Origin of the sequence: Paenibacillus castaneae (assembly GCF_002884445.1) — a bacterium.
Taxonomy (GTDB): domain Bacteria; phylum Bacillota; class Bacilli; order Paenibacillales; family Paenibacillaceae; genus Pristimantibacillus; species Pristimantibacillus castaneae.
In genome coordinates, this window is sequence record NZ_KZ614144.1 from 3,059,215 (window position 1) to 3,081,539 (window position 22,325).

Annotated in this window: 26 protein-coding genes; 21 read left to right on the plus strand and 5 right to left on the minus strand. The window is 40.8% G+C overall.

Annotation, left to right across the window (positions count from 1 at the left end):
* Positions 1-28: 28 nt before the first annotated feature.
* The 3 genes from CEF13_RS13540 to CEF13_RS13550 form a co-directional block, all read right to left on the minus strand.
* A complete protein-coding gene (locus CEF13_RS13540) occupies positions 29-1,330 on the minus strand; it encodes an alpha/beta hydrolase family protein (protein WP_102711180.1) in 1,302 nt (433 codons plus the stop codon).
* Positions 1,331-1,521: 191 nt separating this feature from the next.
* On the minus strand, positions 1,522-1,953 hold the full coding sequence (locus CEF13_RS13545) for a DUF3021 family protein (protein ID WP_102711181.1): 432 nt from the start codon (positions 1,951-1,953) through the stop codon (positions 1,522-1,524).
* 14 nt (positions 1,954-1,967) lie between these two features.
* A complete protein-coding gene (locus tag CEF13_RS13550) occupies positions 1,968-2,405 on the minus strand; it encodes a LytTR family DNA-binding domain-containing protein (RefSeq protein ID WP_102716373.1) in 438 nt (145 codons plus the stop codon).
* A gap of 285 nt (positions 2,406-2,690) precedes the next feature.
* Here CEF13_RS13550 and CEF13_RS13555 point away from each other — a divergent pair, with 285 nt between their 5' ends.
* The 12 genes from CEF13_RS13555 to CEF13_RS13610 all read left to right on the plus strand — a co-directional run bounded on the left by CEF13_RS13555 (position 2,691) and on the right by CEF13_RS13610 (position 13,630).
* A complete protein-coding gene (locus CEF13_RS13555; protein ID WP_102711182.1) occupies positions 2,691-3,395 on the plus strand; it encodes a hypothetical protein in 705 nt (234 codons plus the stop codon).
* Between the two features lie 11 nt (positions 3,396-3,406).
* Positions 3,407-4,102 carry a CD3324 family protein gene (locus CEF13_RS29580; RefSeq protein ID WP_341806281.1) on the plus strand — a complete coding sequence of 232 codons (696 nt, stop codon included), beginning with the start codon at positions 3,407-3,409 and terminating at the stop codon, positions 4,100-4,102.
* Between the two features lie 35 nt (positions 4,103-4,137).
* On the plus strand, positions 4,138-4,674 hold the full coding sequence (locus CEF13_RS13565) for a DinB family protein (RefSeq protein WP_102711183.1): 537 nt from the start codon (positions 4,138-4,140) through the stop codon (positions 4,672-4,674).
* Between the two features lie 2 nt (positions 4,675-4,676).
* The gene (locus CEF13_RS13570) at positions 4,677-5,264 is read left to right on the plus strand and encodes a hypothetical protein (RefSeq protein WP_102711184.1); all 588 of its coding nucleotides are present in this window, start codon (positions 4,677-4,679) and stop codon (positions 5,262-5,264) included.
* A gap of 185 nt (positions 5,265-5,449) precedes the next feature.
* Complete coding sequence (locus tag CEF13_RS13575) at positions 5,450-5,926, plus strand: GNAT family N-acetyltransferase (protein WP_102711185.1); 477 nt, start codon at positions 5,450-5,452, stop codon at positions 5,924-5,926.
* Between the two features lie 121 nt (positions 5,927-6,047).
* Positions 6,048-6,374 carry an ArsR/SmtB family transcription factor gene (locus tag CEF13_RS13580; protein ID WP_102711186.1) on the plus strand — a complete coding sequence of 109 codons (327 nt, stop codon included), beginning with the start codon at positions 6,048-6,050 and terminating at the stop codon, positions 6,372-6,374.
* The gene (locus CEF13_RS13585; RefSeq protein WP_102711187.1) at positions 6,371-6,787 is read left to right on the plus strand and encodes an SRPBCC family protein; all 417 of its coding nucleotides are present in this window, start codon (positions 6,371-6,373) and stop codon (positions 6,785-6,787) included. The genes CEF13_RS13580 and CEF13_RS13585 overlap by 4 nt, the downstream gene beginning before the upstream one ends.
* 153 nt (positions 6,788-6,940) lie before the next feature.
* Positions 6,941-10,111, plus strand: coding sequence for an ATP-binding cassette domain-containing protein (locus tag CEF13_RS13590; protein WP_102711188.1), 3,171 nt, complete (start codon positions 6,941-6,943; stop codon positions 10,109-10,111).
* 228 nt (positions 10,112-10,339) lie between these two features.
* Positions 10,340-10,738, plus strand: a complete 399-nt coding sequence (locus CEF13_RS13595) for a VOC family protein (RefSeq protein ID WP_166742783.1) — start codon at positions 10,340-10,342, stop codon at positions 10,736-10,738.
* Positions 10,739-10,836: 98 nt separating this feature from the next.
* Positions 10,837-12,273 carry a serine hydrolase domain-containing protein gene (locus CEF13_RS13600; protein ID WP_102711190.1) on the plus strand — a complete coding sequence of 479 codons (1,437 nt, stop codon included), beginning with the start codon at positions 10,837-10,839 and terminating at the stop codon, positions 12,271-12,273.
* Positions 12,274-12,470: 197 nt separating this feature from the next.
* Positions 12,471-13,016, plus strand: coding sequence for a GrpB family protein (locus CEF13_RS13605; RefSeq protein ID WP_102711191.1), 546 nt, complete (start codon positions 12,471-12,473; stop codon positions 13,014-13,016).
* Between the two features lie 83 nt (positions 13,017-13,099).
* The gene (locus CEF13_RS13610; protein ID WP_102711192.1) at positions 13,100-13,630 is read left to right on the plus strand and encodes a GNAT family N-acetyltransferase; all 531 of its coding nucleotides are present in this window, start codon (positions 13,100-13,102) and stop codon (positions 13,628-13,630) included.
* A 102-nt stretch (positions 13,631-13,732) separates the two neighbouring features.
* Here CEF13_RS13610 and CEF13_RS13615 read toward each other — a convergent pair whose 3' ends face one another.
* Positions 13,733-14,467: an HAD family hydrolase gene (locus CEF13_RS13615; RefSeq protein WP_102711193.1), complete on the minus strand. Its 735-nt coding sequence runs from the start codon at positions 14,465-14,467 to the stop codon at positions 13,733-13,735.
* A 119-nt stretch (positions 14,468-14,586) separates the two neighbouring features.
* Complete coding sequence (locus tag CEF13_RS13620; RefSeq protein WP_102711194.1) at positions 14,587-14,811, minus strand: hypothetical protein; 225 nt, start codon at positions 14,809-14,811, stop codon at positions 14,587-14,589.
* Between the two features lie 158 nt (positions 14,812-14,969).
* Here CEF13_RS13620 and CEF13_RS13625 point away from each other — a divergent pair, with 158 nt between their 5' ends.
* The 9 genes from CEF13_RS13625 to CEF13_RS13665 all read left to right on the plus strand — a co-directional run bounded on the left by CEF13_RS13625 (position 14,970) and on the right by CEF13_RS13665 (position 22,317).
* Positions 14,970-15,695 (plus strand): phosphonate ABC transporter ATP-binding protein, encoded by a 726-nt coding sequence (locus tag CEF13_RS13625; RefSeq protein WP_102711195.1) that lies wholly within the window; start codon positions 14,970-14,972, stop codon positions 15,693-15,695.
* Positions 15,692-16,204, plus strand: coding sequence for a GNAT family N-acetyltransferase (locus tag CEF13_RS13630; RefSeq protein WP_102711196.1), 513 nt, complete (start codon positions 15,692-15,694; stop codon positions 16,202-16,204). The genes CEF13_RS13625 and CEF13_RS13630 overlap by 4 nt, the downstream gene beginning before the upstream one ends.
* 15 nt (positions 16,205-16,219) lie before the next feature.
* Entirely contained in the window at positions 16,220-16,831 is a 612-nt protein-coding gene (locus tag CEF13_RS13635; protein ID WP_102711197.1) for a DUF3298 and DUF4163 domain-containing protein, read from the plus strand.
* Between the two features lie 58 nt (positions 16,832-16,889).
* Positions 16,890-17,489: a response regulator gene (locus CEF13_RS13640; RefSeq protein WP_243864456.1), complete on the plus strand. Its 600-nt coding sequence runs from the start codon at positions 16,890-16,892 to the stop codon at positions 17,487-17,489.
* A gap of 306 nt (positions 17,490-17,795) precedes the next feature.
* Positions 17,796-18,251 carry a hypothetical protein gene (locus tag CEF13_RS13645; protein ID WP_102711198.1) on the plus strand — a complete coding sequence of 152 codons (456 nt, stop codon included), beginning with the start codon at positions 17,796-17,798 and terminating at the stop codon, positions 18,249-18,251.
* Positions 18,252-18,751: 500 nt separating this feature from the next.
* Positions 18,752-19,423, plus strand: a complete 672-nt coding sequence (locus CEF13_RS13650) for an MOSC domain-containing protein (RefSeq protein ID WP_102711199.1) — start codon at positions 18,752-18,754, stop codon at positions 19,421-19,423.
* A 19-nt stretch (positions 19,424-19,442) separates the two neighbouring features.
* Positions 19,443-20,420, plus strand: coding sequence for a phosphotransferase (locus CEF13_RS13655; protein ID WP_102711200.1), 978 nt, complete (start codon positions 19,443-19,445; stop codon positions 20,418-20,420).
* Complete coding sequence (locus CEF13_RS13660) at positions 20,417-21,340, plus strand: polysaccharide deacetylase family protein (RefSeq protein WP_102711201.1); 924 nt, start codon at positions 20,417-20,419, stop codon at positions 21,338-21,340. The genes CEF13_RS13655 and CEF13_RS13660 overlap by 4 nt, the downstream gene beginning before the upstream one ends.
* A 17-nt stretch (positions 21,341-21,357) precedes the next feature.
* Entirely contained in the window at positions 21,358-22,317 is a 960-nt protein-coding gene (locus CEF13_RS13665) for an AAA family ATPase (protein WP_102711202.1), read from the plus strand.
* Positions 22,318-22,325 lie beyond the last annotated feature (8 nt).

The window sequence follows — 22,325 nt, forward strand, 5'->3', positions numbered from 1 at the left end:
CTTGGCCATAGCTTGTATTATACTTCTTCTAATATGTTGCTTTGGGAGAGAAACTACCAATGCCCTTTAATACATAATCAAAGAAATTAACAATAATTTGATTTTCGGTTTCAATACAGTAATATTTATCAATATCTGCTTTTCCACCTTGCAGCATATTTGCAAGAACAGGAGAAAAAAGCGGTAAATCCGTTAGGCTTAAATGTTTTGCACCTTGAAAATGAACGTTATAAACCTCGGAGAAAATTTTATCAGCCGCTTTGTTTGCCGCATAAGTGGAGCTGTTATCAAGCTGTACCCAAACATCGTCAGAATAGATATTAAGAATGGGGGTCGTATAGGTGCTTCCATTTGCAACTAAATCATTAGTCTCCTTATCATAATGAATCTCACTAAACATCGGGGCATCAATATTGACAACTGCACGTACATCATCACGCTCTCTGCCAAGCCAAATACTAGCTGCGCCACCCATGGAATGCCCGAACACACCTATTTTATTTGTATTGATATGTTGATAAATGGGGTTATTGTCACTTTTGGATTTCTCAAGTATCGTATCAATGACAAAATTCATATCGTCTGTTCGCAGCTTCATCCATTTTTGAATGAGTCCATAGGCTTCTTCTATCGTGTAAATGCCATCTTTATTAACATTGCTTACTTCCTCATAATATTGTGCATTAATCATAGCAGTCGTCCCATCATCTGAAGCCGTATAAAAGGAATGATAGGGATGATCGATTGACACTACGATATAACCATGGCTTGCAAGTTCAGTATAGGTGGAGGCATTGCTTGACTTTATTCCGTATGCCCCGTGCGAGAATACCAAAAGTGGGTAAGTGCCCTCTGCATGTTGGGGGTACCAAAATTCCACATTAACAAATCTGTTTTTCCCCGTGTCAGTAAATTCCTCAATGCGATTTTTGTCAACGTAGGTGTAAGCAGCGGTTGCGACTTCATATTGTCCCGTCACTTTTTGCAATTTATACTGAGGAAAAACAAGTGCAGGTGCAAGTGCAATTGCCAATCCAACTAACATAAAAATTGTGTTTCTGACGATACGAGAGGTTTTGTATTCCTTAGTATTTCTGTTGCGGATAAGCGAAACCGTTCCGAATACTGCCAGTATGAATAGCAGTATTGCAAGTAAGATCCAGCGGAAACTCCAAATAATAACCGAAAATAAGATGAGAATTGTAAATGCAATAAATACAGCAATTCTAGCCCAGTTCCTTGCTCTTTGATGGTTTTGCTTTTTTACAATGCTATATAACGCAAAAGCAATCTCCATAATCAAAGCAATAATAAATAACAACGTTCCCATAGTTGTTACTTCCTTCCTTTATTTATTCATTTTTTATGGCTTCATCATAAAAAACTGCTGAAAGGAAGTAAATAGAAAAACAATAAGCTGTATCTACAGGCAAATAAGTTGCAAAAAAGAACGGTAAGCTAAAAAGCTTACCGCATAATTGGTTGCAGATAACAGCTGCTTTATTAATTTGTTGATGAAACTCAAATGCTTTCTTTTTTTAACTTCTTTAGTTTTTCGTTAATCCTTTGTGCTTCTTTTTTATCATTTTGCCATGACAACAGACGAACGACGGCATAGACTACAGCTATTTCCAATGCTAAAATGAGCAACGTTGATACACTATTCACAATACCACTTACAATACTAAGGGAAATCAATATTATTTCTAAAGCCAAAAAATGAATAGCAATTCTTACACGCATTTTCTTCTCACTTATATCATTAGGAGAATACAAAATAAATCCCGTTAATGCACCTAAAAGTGAAAATGACATAATGATATAAATTGATTTCACATCAAAGACCATTTCGGGATAAAAAAACTGTCTCAAAACAGTAATAATAATGATTATGGATGCGAAGATGATCAAGGCATTATTTATTGTCTTTTTTACAAATTCAGATAGCTTCATATTCGTTCCTCCTCTTACAATCCGAGCATATTTTTAAGCACAGGCACATACTGTCTGGATACTACTACACGCTCCCCATTATCCAGCAACGATTCAAATCTGCCGCTTATTGACGGATTAATAACAGAGATCTTAGCTATGTTCAAAATCGTTGATTTGGATGCACGAAAGCAGTTCCTTTCCTTGCATAATTCCTCTAACTCATACAGCTTTTGCTTTATCTCAAAGACGTTGTCCTTGCTGTACATAAAAACCTTTCCGTCAACTGCTTCGAAATAGTAGATATCACTAAGTTTTATACGGTTAATAATATCATTATGATATCCGATCAGAATGAGGTTTTCTGTTTCCAGCTTATTTACTATTTCGTATATTTCGTCATCTACCTCATGACATCTGATGAGGATTTCCTCTTCCTTTTCTTTGCTTATTTCTTCTATTGAAACCTTCATATCCTCACCCACTGTTTCAAATAATTGATGCTTCATTTCGTATTCTAATCAGTAAAGATTATAACAAAACAATTAAAAATATAGTACAACGATATACAATTCGAGTTAATAAAGTAATCTATGACACAAATGGTGTTATCATCAACAAGGATTCCTATCATTTGTGTAAAGTTGATTATATATATTCGCTGCCTATATCCCAGACATTTCCTATGCTATGATTTTCACATGTCAGATGCGCAGCTGATGTTAACAGGATATGAAAATGGAAAAGGGGATAAAAAAATGGGCAAAGACAATTTAATTAAATCGATGCTTTCTGATAAGGTAAGTATGACACCAAGTGGATTTGTTGCAGATCAATTAAGCCCAACACAATTCGCAGATTGCTATGAATTATTTTTTGACAACATTTTAGAAATCAGTTCATCAGATATAGCGGGAGTAGATGGCTATGGTCAGTTTAATGATGATTGTAAAACGGAGTATGGGAGCTGCAGGGAATTTCTGATCGATACATTTGCAGAAGATAAAGAGGGGTATTGGTTTAACTGGAAGGAAATGTTTCAAACAACGGTTTTGGAGCGTGAATTTTTCGAAAAATACTTCAAGGAAATGGAGGACAGAATCCATTATTGTGAAGGAAAACGTGATTTGGTTAATAATAATACGTTTTTCATCCATATGATCACCGATGGAAAAACAATGGTCGGGTTCCCTGACTGGAGCAGATCCGGCATTTGCGATTTCCTTTTGGATTTTGCCATTATGGACTTAAATAAACCTTACTTAAACATACCGGAATTGTTGGTTGAGTATTGCAAGAAAAGGGACATCGTCATACCCAATTTTAAAGAAAGATTCTTATGTATGGCTTATTATAAAGGAATCGATACCTTGCGTTGGCATGCATCGATTGATGACACGGTATCCTGCATGTCCATAATGAAATCAATCAGTGAACTGAAAGATCGACTAGACGTCTTATAGATGGTGATGATATGAAATATGAAAACGCCAACGATGTATTACCAGAGGAATTATTGAAAGAAATCCAGAAATACGCGGCAGGAAAACTTCTCTATATTCCTTCAGGGGAGGAAAAAAAGGCTTGGGGCGAAACGTCCGGTTACCGAGATCAATTGCAAAGGCGCAACCTAATGATTCGCAATAAGTATGCCCATGGGGTGACGGTTTCGGAACTTGCGGACGAATATCTGTTATCTTTGGATTCCATTAAGAAAATTATCTATTCGAAGAAAAATGATAGAAATTTAACCTATTTTCCTGCTTTACAATCAGCTGTACAATATGCGAATGCCGGTATGTTAGAAGAATGGATTCAATGCTATGTGCTGCTTACTCGAAAAGTTGCTCCCATTTTGAATGATTTCATCAAGGAAGAGCATCTTTATTTCGGAGTCGTTAAGTTTCCACTGCGTCTCATTCAGCGTGATGGAATAGAGATTGAGGAAAACCATGTAGATGAAGATAATGATGTAGCCGCAACTCCACCGCTTCTGATTCAGTATGAAGAAGGCAAATTTTATTGTATCGTACAGAAAGATTTGTTGGCCGCATTAAATCGACGCAAAGTAAATGCTTATCCTACCATAATCGTTTTAAAAGGAAATGCCGATTATAAAAGATTTATGAAAAACTATGGAAACATATTATTTTTTGTTGATAAAGTATGATTGTGTGAAATAAAAACGAGGGAGGATGAGCTAGGATGCTTTACGATTTACAAGGTGAAGCAAATATGTCACCTATTGTGGGAATATTATATTCCGCAGTGAAAGAGAATAGCCAACGACTACAATCAATCACTGAAGGCATGCTGCAAGAAGAAGTAGATTACAAGGGTCCAGATAACAACTTTAATAGTACCGCTCAGTTAATCAGACATATCACGTATGTTGATCTCAATTGGGTATATAGAATGAAAGAACAACCACTTCCAGATTCGTTCAAAGAGCAATATGGCCCCATGATAGATGTAAATAATAGGCTTCCGATGGTCAAAGGGTCGTCTTTGATCACACTTATGTCTAACTATGAAGGTGTATTCACAATGTTGAAAGAAACATGTACACAATTAACAGATGCTGATCTGGATAAATTTGTCGCCTTTGGACATGGAAACGAAAAGCGAGCAACCATACGCTGGGGCTTATGGCATATGGCAGACCATAGTCGCTATCATCAGGCTCACATTAATCAGCTTAGAAAGTGGTATTTAAACGAACAGGTAGGGGGGAAGAGGTGATAATGAGATTTTTTTATATTTCTTTGCTTATTATGGTCTTTTTTATTTTATCTGCTTGTAACTCATCACAACAAGTAAAGCCGATAAAAGAAGAAAGTATTGATTTCGATATAAAGACTGCCATTGAAATGGTTCAGAAGAAAGAAAAACTCATTATTGATTTAGCATTAAAAGAAAATGTTTCAATAATGGATTATGAGGAATTAGAGAAATCTTTTACCAATGAGTTTGGAAACTATGCTAAAGATATTTTATCTATTTTTTTTCTAAATACAATGGAGTCCAAGCCTGAGTCCGATTCGGGTATGTATATTAAACAGGATACATTTTATCCAACTGTTTTCCACGAAGGAATAAATGTAACAAATGCGGTCATTGATAAAACTTACTACGAGAATGAATTTTTAAATCAAACTAGATTAAGCATTAAGGAAGAGTATATTGGTGATGACGAGAAGTTAAAAGATTGGAATAGGGAATATATTTTTACTCCAAACGAAGCTGGAGAATGGGAATTACATGGTTTCTCTGGAGTGCTAAATTTCGTAGGGGTAGAATATAAAATGAATTATTTAGAGCTAAAGAAGTAAATAATTGAAACAGCGAAGACCACCGCGAGGGGTGGTCTTTTTTTACTTGAACCGAATGCCCGTGAATGAAAGGGCATTTTAGCTTGAATATGATATACTGGCAATTTAAAATTAAAAAGTTAAATAATTGCGGTGCATGAATGCAGTTTAATCATATTTACATCGGACAATTTGGAGGCAATACTATGAATATCAGAATAATTCAAGATGAACATAACAGCACCATAGAAGCTATTATTCGAAATTGTTTGATCGAGTTTGGCGGGAATCGTGCAGGGTTAGCATGGGAAGACGAAAGTTTAAGTCATCTGTCCGATTATTATTCCCAGGAGGGAAGGGAATATTGGGTTGCGTTTGATGCAGACGGGAAAATGCTTGGCGGCTGCGGGATTGCGGAATTTGGTTCCCCTTCGGAAAGGATTTGCGAGCTGCAGAAGATGTATTTGCTGCCGGAGGCGAGAGGAACGGGCATTGCGGCGAACCTGCTTGAGACGGCACTCCGGTTTGCAACACAGTTCTATAAAGCTTGCTATCTAGAGACGCTGCAAAATATGCAAGCAGCTAACCGGTTTTATGAGAAATATGGCTTTGAGAAGCTGAAAGCACCGCTGGCCGGTTCCGACCATTTCGCATGCGATGCATGGTATATCCGTGAGTTGTAACTTGACACGACACTTTATGGTGTCCTATAATTATTAGGACACCGAAAGGTGACCTGTTCGTTTATAATGAAGTTTAATCGGTGACATTAGAGGAAATAATATTGAAAAGGTGGGGGTGATTTTGAACGAAAAAAGCCAAGTGAGGGATGTTTATGACGCTGTTGCCGATCCAACGAGGCGAAAATTAATTCAACTGTTAGCAGAAGTTGAAGAATTGCCCCTTCATGAGATAACCGTTCATTTTCAAATGGGCCGTACAGCAGTTTCTAAGCATTTGGCTATCCTTAAAGATGCTGGTCTATTAATTGCTCGAAAGGTTGGTAGAGAAACGAGGTATCGGTTGAATGCCACTCCTTTGAAAGAAATTCAAGACTGGGTATCCTTTTACGAAGGATTCTGGAATGAAAGAATGGATAAATTAAAACTTTTATTGGAGGAAAAAAAATGAAACCAGATGTATCATTAGATTATCAATTTACAAGTTCAATCGAGCAGGTATGGAACGCTTTAACGGATTCTGATACTCTTGCGAAGTGGATATGGAATAATGATTTCAAACCAGTTGTTGGACATAAATTTCAGTTTCGGACAGAGCCTTCCGAATGGTGGAATGGAATTGTAGATTGCGAAGTTCTTGTAGTGGACGAGCCTCATACATTATCTTACACTTGGTTAAGTGCTGGAGAAAGCACTACAATTACATGGACTTTGAAAGAAGGTTCAGATGGAACGATACATTTGCATCTCGATCAAGCTGGATTTAGTGAAGCAACAAAAGCCCGCCAGGGAGCCATCGAGGGAGCTAAATATGCTTGGAACAATATGGGCGAGCAGCTCAGAAAAGTGTTGGCAGAACTGTAAAAATAATTTCTTCTACCTCTATGACACCTGCTTATAAAGACCAACCTAAGGACGCTTTTCTGGAACACGGAAAGCGTCATTTTTAATGGAATAAAGGATTGAGTTTAATAACAAGTTTTGTCAAAATTTTTAGAGAATGGAGTGGAGATTACGATGAAAATAAATCAATTAATTGCGAACAATATTAATAAATTAGATGAAGTACTACCAGTAGACAAATCGTTAGCAATTGCTGGTTTGTCTGGATCTGGTAAAACAACTTTTTGCCAGACCATTGGTGAAGAATCCAAGAAGCGTCTCGTTTCTTTATTGCCAAAGGCAGAGTATCAGTATTTATTCCCTAATATTATGGAAACCAATTTCAGTGCTATCAAGATGGAAGAAATGCCGCTTGTACTTTTTCTAGGCAGGTCATCTATTTCTTCAAATCCACGATCAACCATTGGCACACATACTGGCGTGTTTACAGAAATTCGTGTTACTCTTGCCGGACAATACAATCTTTCTCCAGAAGTTTTTTCATTTAATAATGAACTAGGCTGGTGTCCAGATTGTAAAGGCCGCGGAACGACTAAAAATATCGAATGCAAAAAGTGTATGGGGAAACGATTTAACCAGGAAGTTGAACAATATAAACTTGAATTATTTGATCAAGCTCAGAGTATTTCCGATATCAACGATTTAAGTGTTGAAACCATTTTTTCGCTAGCTGAAGTTTTAAATATTAGTGAAGGTAAACAAAAAATTCTAAAAAATATTATCAATATGAATATTGGTTACTTAACATTAAATCGCATTATGGGTACTTTGTCAGGTGGAGAAGTAACACGTCTTTACTTGGCAGAATTCATGGCAGCAAGTGAAAATACAGTTATTATCATTGATGAAATCTCCGTGGGCCTTGATCACCAAACATTATTGAAAATTTTGGCAGAGATTAAGCAATTGGGGTATAAGAATCAAATTTGGCTTATTGACCATTCTGACACGGTGCTTGATACAGCGGACGAGCACTTGTTCTTCGGACCTGGCAGCGGTAAATACGGCGGAAAAATTGTTGAACAATCGCCACGTCCAAAACCAATCCATGGGGAACGAAATCAAGCAGCACCAACTGAATATTACCAATTTCGTGATCTTTATTGTCGTAATATTCAAATGGCCGAAATTCAGATTCCTAAAAATAGGCTTGTAACGTTTACTGGCGAGTCTGGCTGTGGTAAATCTACACTGGTCAATGAGTGTATGACCAAAGATTTTGTGAAGCGATATCCTAAAGATAAGCTTGTAATGGTGGGGCAAGATCGGAACCAATCGATTACCAGTCGGTCAACTGTTGCAACTTTTCTTGATATTAAAAGGAAGCTCACCAAATATAGTGAAGATATTGATGACATTTTTCAGCGCTCGATTGAAGATATTATTGATGAGCTGCCAAATGAAGACATCGCTCATAAACGCTTGAGTTTATTGATCAAACTTGGACTTGGTTATTTGACGTTAGAGAGGAAAACACAGTCCTTATCAACGGGTGAATTTCAATGTGTCCATTTAGTTTCTGAGCTGTTTGCGGGCTCAAGAAACCCACATACGCTATTTATTTTTGACGAGCCTTCGAAAGGTTTATCACAAAACATTTTAAATCAATTCATTGATAGTGTTAGGGTCATTCTAGAGGATGAATCCGTCTCAATCATTATGATTGAACATAATTCGTATATGTTAGAAAGCTCAGATTTTATCGTTGATTTTGGTAAAAGACAGCTTGAACCGGTAGAGCATCTTGAAGTTGTCAGTCATGATGAATATTATCGTCATCAAAACAATGCGGATAGCGTTGCTCCATTGCAAATTTCTTCAACACTTACTCAACAAAATGGAATTAACTACTTAAAAGAGAATCAAATTTCCTACTTTAAAAAATCAGAAAACATCTATAAGGGTGGTATCTTAAAAAGCTTATCATCAATGGCCCGTCTGATTTATGGTGAATACGAATCTGAAACCATTGCACCGGTCATCGCTATTGATCTAGAACGACACTTGTATAGTCAATATACTTTTCTCTATGAAATTGGTGGCTTGATCAACCATATTGTCGCGGCGCATCCAACCAATAAAGATACGATTAGCTTTGACTTCTATAATCAAGACAATCATTGTCCATGCTGCTCGGGACGCCGAGTTATTGATAAATTCGATTTTGATATTGTTATTCAGGACAAAACCGTGCCATTCTGGGATGGTTTATTGCATCCAGATGCGATGGAGATTTTGAAATTTTATCAATTCCCAAAAATAAAATTCATCTTTGAAGAGATTAAAAATGAGCTCGGTCAGGATATAAGCAAAAGTTATAATGAGATGACAGAAGCAGAGAAGCATACCTTTTTGTACGGGTATTGGGAAAAATCATTTTATGATAAAGCTACCAAGGCATCAAGGACCTGGGAAGGCTTTAATCACATCATCGGGATGTATATGGTTGTATCGAAATCGATTATTAAAGAGCATATAAAAGAATCTAAAGTAAAGATTACCTGTCCAATCTGTCAAGGAACTGTACTCAAGCATCATAAAAAGCTGAAATTTGGCGATACGGATATTCGTGAGATTATTCAGCAGCCTCTTGATCAAGTCATTAAAACTGTTGGAAATTTACAGGTTCTAGATAAAATGAAAGCCATTGTTGGCGGCGATATGGTTTTGACAGAGGAAGTTTCTCTATTGCCTAGGGAAACACAGGCTGCTCTGAAAATGCTTGAACTAGAGCTGGCAAGCTTTGCTCACTATGAAATGGTTTTGCAAAACGTCCTGCCATTCTGGGGCAGTATTAGCAGCAGTTTTGAATCCATCAGTATTAATAATCAAATCACCATCTGTGATTTTGACAATATCACCGAAACGAGAGAAACGATCATTGATAAGTATTTCACCAATGGAAAATACAAAAAACTAACCTATGTGTATGAAGCGTTTGGTTACAAAAAAATTGTTACCTTAATTAATAAGATTAAAGCAAGTCAACCATGTCCATTCTGTAAAGGGAAGAAAGTCATTTCCGAGGATGGGCTCCATGATGGTGTATTTAAATTAACGATCCCATGTGTTAGTTGTTATGCGAGTGGTATCAATGATGAAGGGCGTACGGAAATCGTCGAAGGCATAGACGTGCAAACATGGCTAACCGGCAAAGTAAGTGATGTTGTTACTGAAAGCTTAAATATTGAAGCTGTAGCAGATATTCCAATTTTCAATCGTATTCGTGAGTTGAATAAACAAGAAATGATGGCTGTTTACCAATTCCTTGAGCAAAATAATTAAATTCAATTATAAAAGTCATTCAGAAAAGGAAACTCATTTGCAGTGATAATTGCAGATGAGTTTTTTGCTATTTTGAAGCGTAGATTGTTGGTTGGAGAAACAAAGAAGTAGGTTGATAATTCCTTTATTTTTAAAAAAAAGGGTTTTTGATTCCGAAGTCAAATGTATAAAAGTACATGTGGTAGCCATATGAATGAATTCCAAAAATAGTAGGAGGAATCAATGGTTATGGGTGTGAAAGAAATGGTAGTAGGAATTCCGGTTACAAAATCGGGGAACTTCGTCGAATATGAAAGAGCAATCGATTGGTATGTGAGTGTTCTAGGATTTGAACTTGTCTGGAAGATGGGAATCGCAAGCCTTAAATTAGCATCCGGACAAGAAATTTTACTTTTTGGAGAAGAAGACGACGAAAATAGTATGTGGTATACAGGCAACATTAAGCTGAATCCGCACTATTCCATACAATTTACAACTGGAAACATCGAAAAATTGCGATCAGATTTAATCAGCAGTGGTGTTTTTGTTGGTGAGATTGAGGTAATTCCCGGCGGTCCAGGTGATAGAGTGATGATGTTCTGTGATCCCAACGGAAATCGTTTCTGGGCCATTGAAGAAAAAGAATGAAACCGATTAAATAAAAGGCTAATCGTTTTCTTTAGGAAAACACTTGCCAGTCCAATACTCTTGCAGTAAGTTATTCGTATAAAGGAGGAATGAAAATTATGGAACGGACAGATCTGCATTTACCAAGAAGTCAGCCGGAAGCACAAGGAATTCACTCTGCAGCAGTAATTGCATTTTTAAATGCTGTACAAGAACGACAGTTGGAACTACATAGTCTTATGCTGCTTAGACACGGTCAAGTGGTAGCAGAGGGCTGGTGGGCGCCTTATGCTTCTGAAATTCCTCATATGTTATTCTCACTTAGCAAAAGCTTCACCTCAACCGCCATTGGTATCGCCGCTTCGGAAGGGAAGCTGTCGCTGGAAGATCCAATCGTATCATTCTTCCCGGATGATGCTCCAGCGGAAATAGGGCCGAACCTGTCTATTATGCGCGTTCGTCATTTGCTGATGATGGGAACGGGTCATGATCAGGACACAACAAGCACTATGCGACAGAATGATGACGGTAACTGGGCAAAGGTGTTTCTCCATATTCCTGTCGAGCATGTACCCGGTACTCATTTTGTTTATAACAGCGGAGCTACATATATGCTGTCAGCTATTCTACAGAAAGTAACTGGCCAAACTCTATTGGAGTATTTGAAGCCACGTTTATTTGAACCGCTTGGCATTGAGGGAGCGACTTGGGAATCGTGTCCTCAAGGGATTAATGTCGGTGGCTGGGGGTTAAATGTCACCACGGAAGATATTGCTAAGTTTGGCCAGCTATATCTGCAGAAAGGCGTGTGGAATGATCAGCGCCTTTTGCTGGAGTCGTGGGTTGAGGAAGCAACGTCAAAGCAAATATCTAACGGAGACGGCGGAGCCAGTGATTGGGCCCAAGGCTATGGTTATCAATTCTGGCGATGCCGTCACGGTGTGTACCGAGGGGATGGCGCGTTCGGTCAATTCTGTATCGTAATGCCTGAACAGGATGCTGTGCTAGCTATGACAAGCGGCACAAACGATCTACAGGGTGTCATGGACGCCGTATGGAATCACTTGCTTCCTGCAATGGAACAGTCACCGCATTCCCCGGATGAGGATTCACAAGCGACGCTAGCGGCAATGTTGCGGGGTCTGAACTTGAATATTCCGCAGTTGCAGCCGAATTCTCCGCTGGAAGCAGCTATTTCCGGCAAGTATTATAAGCTCGAAGACAATGAACAGCAATGGAATAGCGTTTCTTTAACATTTGAAGACGATAAAGTTGTGGTTGTCCTGGGCAATTTGGATAATGAATATCGTATTAATCTTGGTCGGGGCGAATGGGTTGAGGGAACAACACGGTTAATGCAGGATGAGAATAAACGTGTTGTTGCCAGCTTTACCTGGCAGCAGGAGGATACGCTTCTGCTAACCATGAGGTTTATTGAAACGCCTTTTGTTACAACTAGTCGGATTCAGTTTGTTGGGGATGAAATCATTTTGAACCACAGTTCAAACGTTTTGCCTGCTTTAGCTGAAATTCGTGGGCGGCTAAGTTTGAATTAATAATAAAAACTCTAAACCTATTTGTTATCTAAGCTATTTTATTTGGTGTGCGAGTTGGTGTAAGCGATAAAATATCTTGAGAGGCTACCAGCATAATCGGTAGCCTTTTCTTAAGTAAATAGCGATCAAAGCTATTTAGGTCCTTTAGCCTTGATAGATCAGAGTTTTCATGGAAACTTCAAACTTAGGAGATTATTATGGATGAACAATGGACAATTTCTAAATATGATCCGGAATGGAAAATTATATTCAATGAAATTGCTTCAAAATTAAGAAATTCATTAGGGGATTTGGCCATTCGTATCGATCATGTTGGCTCAACATCGGTTATTGGTTTGGATGCAAAGCCAATTATAGATATTCAAATTTCTGTGTTAAATTTAGATACTGTATTAAATGATAAGAAATGGATTGAAAACCTGGGATTTGTGTTGCGGGAAGATAATCCAGACAAAACGAAGAGGTATTTTAGAGAACAGCCCGGCTCTCGAAGAACTCATATTCATGTTAGGCAAGCGGGCAGTTTTTCAGAACAACTAAGTTTACTATTTAGAGATTATTTACGAGTGCATCCAGAGGATTGTCTAAGATATGCTCAGGAGAAGCATCGATTAATGGAGCTTTTTAAGAATGAACGATCTAATTATGTGGAAGGAAAAGGACCGATCGTCTGGGATATTTTACAGAAAGCGCATATTTGGTCCCAACAAGTGGGTTGGAAACCAAGTATATCAGATAAGTAACGAATTTAGTGTTGCAAAATGTTGGTATGATCAAATAAGATAAAAAAGCTTTTATTTGTTATTGTAGAAAGGTCGGATAGGAATTGAATGGCAATCACATTTATTTAAGACAGCTTGAGCTGAAGGATGCAGGCTCTCTTCTTGACTTGAAGCTAAGAAACCGTCATTTTTTCCAGCCATTTGAACCGATTAGGGATGAATCACATTTCACCCTTGAGGGACAGGAGAATGATATTGCATATGGTTTGGAAGCGATGCAAAACGATCAATCGTATATTTTCGGGATTTTTGTTAAAGAGACGGATGAAATTGTGGGAAGATTAGCATTAACGGGCATTGCTCGCGGTTTTTTTCAAAATGTATTTCTGGGATATTACATTGATCAACAATATAACGGAAGAGGTTTTGCAACAGCAGCAGTTTCATTAGGTTTGGAATTTGCATTTACTGAGCTTGGCTTGCATCGTGTTGAAGCTGGAGTTATTCCAAAGAATTTGCCGTCTATACGGGTTTTAGAGAAGGCAGGGTTCAGACATGAGGGGTTAGCCAAAGCATATTTGAAAATAAATGGTAAGTGGGAAGACCACAACATATTTGCAATTACTGCTGAATGAGAACATACTTTAATGCCTTGATCAGCCATATTGAAAGAATAGACCCGAATTCATCTCATCCTATTGACGACGAATTCGGGTCTAATTGCAAGCAGGAATGTACTAGCGATTGACATATTGATGAATAGCATCAGGCACGTCTTTTAGATGATCCAAGGTTAGGAATGCACCCTTTGGTTCGATATCAATTCCAATCACATTATATTCCCATTCCGTAATAGCCCGCATATGAATCGCATGAATGCCGGCTGTTAAGGCAGGCACAACATCGGTACGAATGGAATTTCCGACCATCCAGGTGCTGCTGCGATCAAAAATACCCGTCGATAAAATATTTTCTAAGGCGTCGCTGTTTTTGAGCTGGCGAATATAGATGCGGGAATCGAAATATTGCTGTAAATTCAAGCTCTCAATCTTACGGCGCTGTATGGGCAGTTCTCCGCCTGTATACAAATGAAGCTCATGGCCCGCTTCAGCTAGCGAATACAGTGTATGCTCCATATTGGGATATGGCTCGACATCATGCTCGTATACAGCTAGTCCCATCTTCCAGAGCAGGTTTTCTTCCGCAATAGAGCGCTTGCGCCCCGTAAGGTGGGAGAAGTGGATATACGTATCTACGAAAGATTGGGGAAAATGCTCGCTCTTAAAGCCAAATACGGCCACTGCGGCTATATCAATCTCCATTTGTTTATCTCGGATCGCTTGAACGGTAACTGAGTTATGCCCGCCAAACCAGCCTGTCATGGCAGTAATAAATTGATCAATGACTAGATAAAAGTACTTATTGCAATGAATGAGCGTATCGTCTAAGTCGAACATAATTTGTTGTTTCATTTGAAATTTCTCCTTTATGGCGCTTGAAGCTGTATGACCAATCTACATCAAATGTCCGTATGCCGTCAATGAAAAGCAAAAAGGAGAAGGCTTGTACAATCCCTCTCCTTATGCACGGCTTAAGCATATTTTAATTGTGATGCTGTTAATTGATTTTTTATAAAAGCGATACGTCTGCGAACGTAAAAGTCTCTGCTGTCACCCTTCAAATCCTTCGGGGTGATCACCTCCTCTGCTGTATTGTCAATAATGACAAGCTTTCCATCAGCGTAAAACTTAAAGGTTAAGTCGCGGAATGGACGAGCTTTCTCTACATAACGGAAATTTTCGCAGATGTTTTTCATGGTGATCAGGCCTCCTTCAAAATGTTGAATTCGATGATCTTTAGAACATTTGTTCTTATTTTTATTATACCAAACATTCGTTCGTATGGAAACTGTTTTTTGTTTAACGTAAACTAGATTCATAGATGCGATTGCTGCTAACAGAAGGAGCGCGGAAAATGATTAGAATAAAAAATTTATCCAAACGTATTCCCGGGGGACCAAAGGTGCTTAGCGATATCAGCTTTGAAGCTTATCCGGGCGATTTCATCGCGATAAAAGGCGATAGCGGAAGCGGGAAATCCATGCTCCTTAAATGCTTGGCACTGCAGGAGAGATGGGATGAAGGTACATATCAGTTTAATGGCAAGGATGTTTTTAAGGATGGCTTCAGAGCAAAGCTTCAAGTGAAACGCGAGGTTGCCTATGTGGAGGAGAAGCCATTCCTATTCCCGAACAAGACCGGTCTCAAAAACGTAATCATTGGCTCAGTCACACAAACGCCGGCTTGGCGCAGATGGACAGGCATGATGCGGAGCGACGATTATATGGGCGCAATGGACATGATTGAGAAGCGGGGACTTATCGACAAGGCTCATCAGAAGGCAAGCACGCTAAGCGGCGGAGAGCGTCAACGCATGGCTATTGCAAGGGCTCTGGTCCATGGCGCCAAAGTTATTGCTGCTGATGAGCCCGTGTCTGGACTTGATCCTCATACTGCGGATCAAGTGCTGAGTGATTTGAAAGCGCTATGCCGCGAGCAAGGCGTTATTGTGATTGCAGTCATGCATCAAGGGGATTGGGCGGAAAGATACGCCGACCGCATAATTGGATTAAACAAGGGCAAGCTTGTGCTCGATGTTCGCGGCAGAAGGCTGACTGAACGCGAGAAGGCAATGCTGTGAGCGAATTCAATCTTAGACTGATTGCTGAGAAGGAACTGGAAGCTGCCATTGTACTTGAACAGAGCTGCTACACACCTGATGCTGCGGCAACATTAAAGGGCTTTCAGTTTCGATACGAGCATTATCGGCCTTATTTCTGGTCAGCCTGGATAGATACGGAGCTGATCGGCATAACAAATGGAATTAGAACCTCCCAAACCTCATGCGGTGATGAGATGAAGGGTGCTGGAAGCGATTTTTGGCTTGGCAGCCATTTCTGTATACTCACTGTAGCGGTACATCCGGAATATCGTGGACAAGGAATAGGGCGATTATTGCTAAAGAAGCTCATTCAGCAATGTGTGGATGATGGTCTGGAATCGATTATTTTGATGTGTGAGGAGCACTTGATTCCATTCTATGAAGCAGAGCAATTTGAACTGCTTGGACTGTCTGCATCTAATCATGGAGGAATTATTTGGTATGAGATGAGGCGGCAGCTGCATACACTGGAGCATCTTGCCGAATAGGAAGGTGTCTTCACAATGCCATTCAAGTCTCCTGTCGTTATTCAAACTGCCCGTACTGGCTTCCCAAAGGCAGATCTGTATTTGCCATTTGTGAGCGGTGGACAAAGCGAAGCTGCTGATAGAAAAATAAACGCGACAATTCATATGACCGTGCAGCAGATCGTGCAGAGCCAAGGGTCCTTAGATGATCCAAGGGCTCAGATGCTCGGATATTTCGAACAAAAAACGAACCAGAAGGATTATCTCAGTTTATCTTTATTTAATTATGCTTATACCGGCGGTGCTCATGGCTTAACACTGCAGCAGTCACTCACGTTTAAGCAATCAACTGGACAGACATATACACTCGCTCAGTTATTTAAGCCGGGAGCAGAATATGTGAAACGCCTTAGCGACATTGTGAGCGCACAAATTAAAGCGAGGGCGATAGAACCGTTGGAGCCTTTTAAAACGATTCGACCTGATCAAGATTACTATGTGGCCGACCGTTCGCTTGTTATTTATTTCCAACTGTATGAGTTAACTGCGTATGTGTACGGATTTAATTATTTTCCGATATCTGTGTATGAGCTGCAGGATATAATCAATGATGATGGTCCGCTCGGACCCATGCTCGTAAACGATTAATATTGGAATCTGATTAAGTCATGGATTTACTACTGCAAGGCCTTAAGGAGACGACACTATGATTTATTTTTTCGCACTCATTGGAGTAGCTGCTCTCGCTGCTGTGTCGTTTGTATTATATCAACAGCATTATACAGACAAAGAACTTAAACGGATGAAGACAGCATCGCCCGTCTCATCAGCTTTGCCTATTCATTTATCAACCATTAACGAACTGGGGACTCCAAGCGTGATGGCAGGCTTTGAGGCAGAGCATAGAAATGCTGTTGTCAATAAAACAACAGGAGAGGTCCAAGCAGAAATTCTGGTTACAGATGATCAGCCAGCTATTCGAATGTTGATTGCTGAATTATTCAGCAGCGCAGGCGCAGTCGTTCACCAGGCTGAGAACGGCTGCATGGCTCTTGAATTATTCGAGAACCATCCTATTGATTGTGTGCTGCTTGATCTGAAAATGCCGGATATGAGTGGAATTGACGTGCTGAAGGGCATCAGGAAAAGGTCGCAAGATGTTCCTGTCATCCTCATCACTGCATATGCTGAGCCTGAAATTATAGAGGAAGCATACAGGCTGGGCATAAGTAAGCTTATGTCAAAGCCGTTTGATATTAATGAGCTTAGAGCAGTTGTGCTTGAAATACTCCAGCTTCGTTCATAAGAGTAACAGCGATTCGTGAAAAACGAGTGTTCAGGGATGGAATCAGGCAGCAATTGATCACAGAAGCTAAACAGCCGAGCAGATAAAAATCTGTCCGGCTGTTTTCTATATAAAAAGCTTCATTTTCAAATCAGTTTATTTTGCGTTTTTTGCGGACAAGGTAATTGCTTTCCGAAAACGCTAAGTAAAGTCCATTGTTGATATTTGTTCATGATTGGAATTAAACAACAAAGCCTTCCGAAAAAACTGCAGCTGCATGCGACAGTAGATTAGCTCATACGATTACGTATGGAGGTGGGGGAATCTATGGTCGCTTTTGTTGCAGGAGTCATATTGGTGTTTACTGCATGTGCCGCTGTCCTATTGGGCGCAAGCAAAGTGCATCGATCTATTAAGGAGTCCCGCTATCAAAGTATGACTTCATACGGTATGTCAGCGCAGCACCTGCATGATAAGCATGATCTTCACCAATTTGGCCTTGCGCAGCAGCTTAGGCGGCGTTTAGGGGGATTAGCCATATTTGGTTTATCCTTTAACACAATGGGCTTAATAGGCAGCGCCGCAATTGTTCTTGGTCCAGCTGTTAGAGGGGGTGGACCTGCTGTAATCGGGCTTGGCCAACCGATCTTTGCCTTATTCGCCCTTGCTGTCAGCGCCTCGATTGCTGAGCTTGCGTCTGCAGTCCCGAAGGTGGGGAAGGGCAGTCATTTATCGTTGTTCTTATTCTGCTTTCGCTTTGGAACAGCGGGATGCAGTCGTTGACGGTCTGTTCAGGCGTTGTGTACAGCCTAGCACGTGATGAAGCGATGCCTTCAAGTCCGTAAGTGGTCCCATGTATCGGAAAGGCTGCAGACACCCTTTCAGGCTGTTTGGTTAAGCTCGGTGGTATCCTTTGCGATGATTATTATTGCAACCATCAGCAGCAGCACGAGTGAGGATGGAGCAAGCCAATCAACAGGGTGGCATTAGCTTGGCTTAGTTCAACAGTCGGTTTGACTGCCGAAGCATGGGAAATGAATGCAATAAATTTCAGGAAATAATCATCGGAAATTTTAAATCATTTCCCGGGGAAGCGCAATAAGCTACAGGAAAGAAACGTTTTCGACAACGTCTGAAAGAAGTGCTATAGATTGTGTCGAAATGAAAAACTGATCTTGAATTAACCTCGTTAATAATTAACGTTGTTATATCTCTTTGCCAAATTCTCCCTCCCGCGATTATAATAGTCCAATAAGGAAAAATGCTAGGAGGGGTATGGAATCATGAAACAAAACGTGGGCTCAGCCAGACTTATCTCCTTGAACATCGGTGAGCCTGTGGCTATTGCGCATGGTGCTAAGGAAGTCGTTTCCGGCATATTCAAACAGCCTTCGTCATTACCGAATTTACTCAGATATACAGGGCTGCAAGGCGATGGCCAAGGCGACCAGATTCGTCATGGAGGTCCTGATAAAGCGGTATGCGCCTACTTCGAGAAACGATATTCTTTCTGGAGGGAACAATATCAAGCTCCATTCGATATCGGAGCATTTGGCGAAAATTTCACCATATCCAACTGGACGGAAGAAGATTTATGTATTGGAGACATTATCCAAGCAGGAGAGGTGGTTCTGCAGGTGAGTCAGCCGCGGCAGCCGTGCTTTAAGCTTGGGCTGCGCAATGGACTGCCGGAGCTGCCGGAGCGCGTTAAGCAGGAAGGCTATACGGGATTTTATTTCCGAGTGCTTCAAGAAGGTGAAGTGAAGGCTGGAGTAGAATTGACGGTCACGCATAGACATCCTGCAGCAAAGTCTATTGCCGAAGCGAATCGGATTATGTATATCGACAAAGATGACATCAAGGGCTTAAAAGAACTGTTAGAAGTGAAGGAGCTTGCCATAAGCTGGCGGGATCAGTTAGGCAGTCGTCTGAGAAACTTGCAGCAAGAGAAATGAGGAGGTTCGCAAAGGCAGCATGGATATTAATTATTTTCTGAATGAATATGAATTTTCAGCCCCCTATGAAGTAGAGGACAGAGAAAGTGGAATGAATAATACGACACGTATGGTAAGAGCTGGCAGCAATCGTTACGTACTGCGAATATATAATAATCACAAGGATGCTAATATCGTTCGAATTGAACATGAGGTGCTGACAGCACTGCAAAATAAAGCTCTATCGCTGCCATTCCAAGTACCTAGGCCAGTCCGGAATAAACGCGGCAGTACGATTAGCGTTTCTCAGGATGGATCTTTGTCTTCTTTATTTCACTTTATAGAAGGCGAACGCCCTCATTCTTCAAATTCATCTCATGTACTCGCATTAGGCAAAGCAGCTGCTTCTCTTACGGTAGCCTTAAGCCGTATTGAACCAGCATGCAAGCCGCTTTATAGTCCTTATTATCTATTGGAAGATACATATGAATCCATGAATTCCACAGCATTTATTGCGCTTTCCGAGCGATCAGAAGCGCTCTCAGCAAGACGTGATCTTTTTGAGCGTCTTCAAGAGGAACGGCTTAAGGTCACTCAGGCATGCGCTGAAATTTCAAATTTACCAAAGCAATGGATTCATGGCGATCTCGTATTTAATAATACAGTGTCTAAGGGTGAAGAGATCGTAGGCGTGTTGGATTTCGAGTTCAGCACCATCGATGTCAGAGCGATGGAGCTCGCTGTTATATTAGTGGATACCATTAGGCCAGACGATGCTGCTAGTACTGCAAAAGTGAAGCTATTGCTTCAAGGTTATTTAGAAATAGTTCAGTTGTCCAAACAGGAAATGGAGCAATTGCCCTCATTGATGAAACTTAGACTGCTGGACGTAGCACTTCATTTTGCGGTACGCTTGAGAGAGGGACTGGATCATGAGAATGTGCTGTGTGGAATCATTGATCAGTCGAATTACGGATTCGATTGGATAAATCAATATTGGGAGGCTGAATTGATATGAGTTTAGCTAAGGCACTTGGATATGATGAGAGTGATCGACTGCTTCTTATTAATGCTGATGATTACGGCTTATGTCATTCTGTGAATAGCGGTATTCAGCAGCTTCTGGCGGATGGCACTGTCAGCTCTGCTACCTTAATGTTTCCTTGCGGATGGGCGAGAGAAGCTGCGCTTTGGAGTGCAAGACATCCGCAATTTGACGTTGGCGTTCATTTCACCTTAACGAGTGAATGGGATCTCTATCGCTGGGGACCGGTCAATCGGAAGGGCAGTACAGCCTCGTTAGTTACAGCTGAGAACTATTTCCCGAAAGACAGTAAAACCTTCGAGCAGCAGGCGGATCCCGAGCAGGTAAAGGCTGAACTGATCGCTCAAATCGAGATGGCTTTAGCGATGGGCATGAAGCCTTCCCATGCTGATAATCACATGGGTAGCTTGTATGGACTGGCAACAGGAAGAAACTTCCTTCCTATTGTTCTCGATGTATGCGCTTCCTATGGTCTTCCGTTTCGTTTGCCGCGTTATTTAACGCCGGAGAAAGGGCAGGTTGCGCCTCCTGAGCTTGCTGAGCAAGCTAAGCTGCTCGCTCAGCTCGCAGATTCGAAGGGGGTCGTTATTCTTGATTATTTGGTAGGCCTTCCGTTTCAGCTGCAGGAGGGTGAAAGCTTTACTTCTCTTAAAGCAAACATGCAGAATTTGCTCAGAAGCTTGCATCCAGGCGTAACTGAGCTTATTATTCACCCGTCCCTCGTTACGGAAGAACTGAAAGCATTTCACGGTCAGCCTGCAAAGCGCGGTATGGAATTGGAGCTGTTCCGCGATGCGGACATTCGTAATACGCTCCGAGATGAAGGAATTCGTATCATTCGCTGGCGCGAGCTGCAAAAGCTGCAGCGTGACCGCAGCGGCTATAAGTCTTAAAAAAAGGAGCTGCATCTATGTCTTTCGAAGCTATCAAACAATTAGCGGAACGAGTAAAAACGAATATCGGACACGTTATAATCGGTAAAGAGGAAGTTGTAGATTTACTGTTCATTGGTCTTATTACTTCGGGTCATGTGCTGCTAGAGGATGTTCCTGGAACAGGAAAGACGCTGCTTGCGAAGTCGCTTGCCAAGTCATTGGAGCTGCATTTCAAGCGAATTCAATTTACGCCTGATTTGCTGCCATCCGATTTGAGCGGCATTCATTTCTATAATCAAAAGCTAAGTGAATTTGAGTTCCGTGCAGGTCCGCTGTTTACAAACCTGCTGCTGGCTGACGAAATAAATCGGGCCACGCCGCGAACGCAATCCAGTCTTCTAGAGTGCATGGAGGAGCGGCAAATTAGTATAGATGGGGAAACCAAAGCGCTTGAGCGCCCATTTATGGTCATCGCGACACAAAACCCAGTCGAGCATCAAGGCACGTTCCCGTTGCCTGAAGCGCAGCTTGATCGGTTTCTGTTCAAAATAAAAATGGGCTATCCTTCGACCGATGAAGGCTTGCAGCTATTAAAAAGATTCAAGGATAATGATCCGCTCGCCGAGCTTGCACCTGTAGCTGGCATAGAAGAAATTCAGAATGCCCAAGCCGCTTATGGAGCTGTTAAAGTAACGGATGATGTGCTTCAGTATTTATTGCAAATTGTAGAGCAAACAAGAAAACGTGATGAGGTTTCTGTTGGCGTTAGTCCGCGCGGCAGTCAAGCTCTGCTTCGCGCTTCACAGGTGCAGGCGATATTGAAAGGTAGAGATTTCGTTACGCCTGACGATATCAAGGCAATGGCAAAGCCAGTCCTTTCTCATCGCTTAGCGATTCGCGGCATGCAGCGCACGCCGAATTATGCAGATACGATTATCGACGATATCATTAGACAAACGGCCGTGCCTGCTGAAGTCGGCATATCCGTTCGTTAGGCGGAGCC

Coding starts and splice junctions, on each gene's coding strand:
- CEF13_RS13575 (WP_102711185.1), top strand. CDS start 5,450: ATGAATATCAGAATAATTCAAGATGAACATAACAGCACCATAGAAGCT.
- CEF13_RS13650 (WP_102711199.1), top strand. CDS start 18,752: ATGAAACAAAACGTGGGCTCAGCCAGACTTATCTCCTTGAACATCGGT.
- CEF13_RS13585 (WP_102711187.1), top strand. CDS start 6,371: ATGAAACCAGATGTATCATTAGATTATCAATTTACAAGTTCAATCGAG.
- CEF13_RS13665 (WP_102711202.1), top strand. CDS start 21,358: ATGTCTTTCGAAGCTATCAAACAATTAGCGGAACGAGTAAAAACGAAT.
- CEF13_RS13615 (WP_102711193.1), bottom strand. CDS start 14,467: ATGAAACAACAAATTATGTTCGACTTAGACGATACGCTCATTCATTGC.
- CEF13_RS13600 (WP_102711190.1), top strand. CDS start 10,837: ATGGAACGGACAGATCTGCATTTACCAAGAAGTCAGCCGGAAGCACAA.
- CEF13_RS13570 (WP_102711184.1), top strand. CDS start 4,677: ATGAGATTTTTTTATATTTCTTTGCTTATTATGGTCTTTTTTATTTTA.
- CEF13_RS13595 (WP_166742783.1), top strand. CDS start 10,340: ATGGGTGTGAAAGAAATGGTAGTAGGAATTCCGGTTACAAAATCGGGG.
- CEF13_RS13640 (WP_243864456.1), top strand. CDS start 16,890: ATGATTTATTTTTTCGCACTCATTGGAGTAGCTGCTCTCGCTGCTGTG.
- CEF13_RS13590 (WP_102711188.1), top strand. CDS start 6,941: ATGAAAATAAATCAATTAATTGCGAACAATATTAATAAATTAGATGAA.
- CEF13_RS13635 (WP_102711197.1), top strand. CDS start 16,220: ATGCCATTCAAGTCTCCTGTCGTTATTCAAACTGCCCGTACTGGCTTC.
- CEF13_RS13565 (WP_102711183.1), top strand. CDS start 4,138: ATGCTTTACGATTTACAAGGTGAAGCAAATATGTCACCTATTGTGGGA.
- CEF13_RS13545 (WP_102711181.1), bottom strand. CDS start 1,953: ATGAAGCTATCTGAATTTGTAAAAAAGACAATAAATAATGCCTTGATC.
- CEF13_RS13555 (WP_102711182.1), top strand. CDS start 2,691: ATGGGCAAAGACAATTTAATTAAATCGATGCTTTCTGATAAGGTAAGT.
- CEF13_RS13660 (WP_102711201.1), top strand. CDS start 20,417: ATGAGTTTAGCTAAGGCACTTGGATATGATGAGAGTGATCGACTGCTT.
- CEF13_RS13540 (WP_102711180.1), bottom strand. CDS start 1,330: ATGGGAACGTTGTTATTTATTATTGCTTTGATTATGGAGATTGCTTTT.
- CEF13_RS29580 (WP_341806281.1), top strand. CDS start 3,407: ATGAAATATGAAAACGCCAACGATGTATTACCAGAGGAATTATTGAAA.
- CEF13_RS13625 (WP_102711195.1), top strand. CDS start 14,970: ATGATTAGAATAAAAAATTTATCCAAACGTATTCCCGGGGGACCAAAG.
- CEF13_RS13645 (WP_102711198.1), top strand. CDS start 17,796: ATGGTCGCTTTTGTTGCAGGAGTCATATTGGTGTTTACTGCATGTGCC.
- CEF13_RS13605 (WP_102711191.1), top strand. CDS start 12,471: ATGGATGAACAATGGACAATTTCTAAATATGATCCGGAATGGAAAATT.
- CEF13_RS13620 (WP_102711194.1), bottom strand. CDS start 14,811: ATGAAAAACATCTGCGAAAATTTCCGTTATGTAGAGAAAGCTCGTCCA.
- CEF13_RS13655 (WP_102711200.1), top strand. CDS start 19,443: ATGGATATTAATTATTTTCTGAATGAATATGAATTTTCAGCCCCCTAT.
- CEF13_RS13550 (WP_102716373.1), bottom strand. CDS start 2,405: ATGAAGGTTTCAATAGAAGAAATAAGCAAAGAAAAGGAAGAGGAAATC.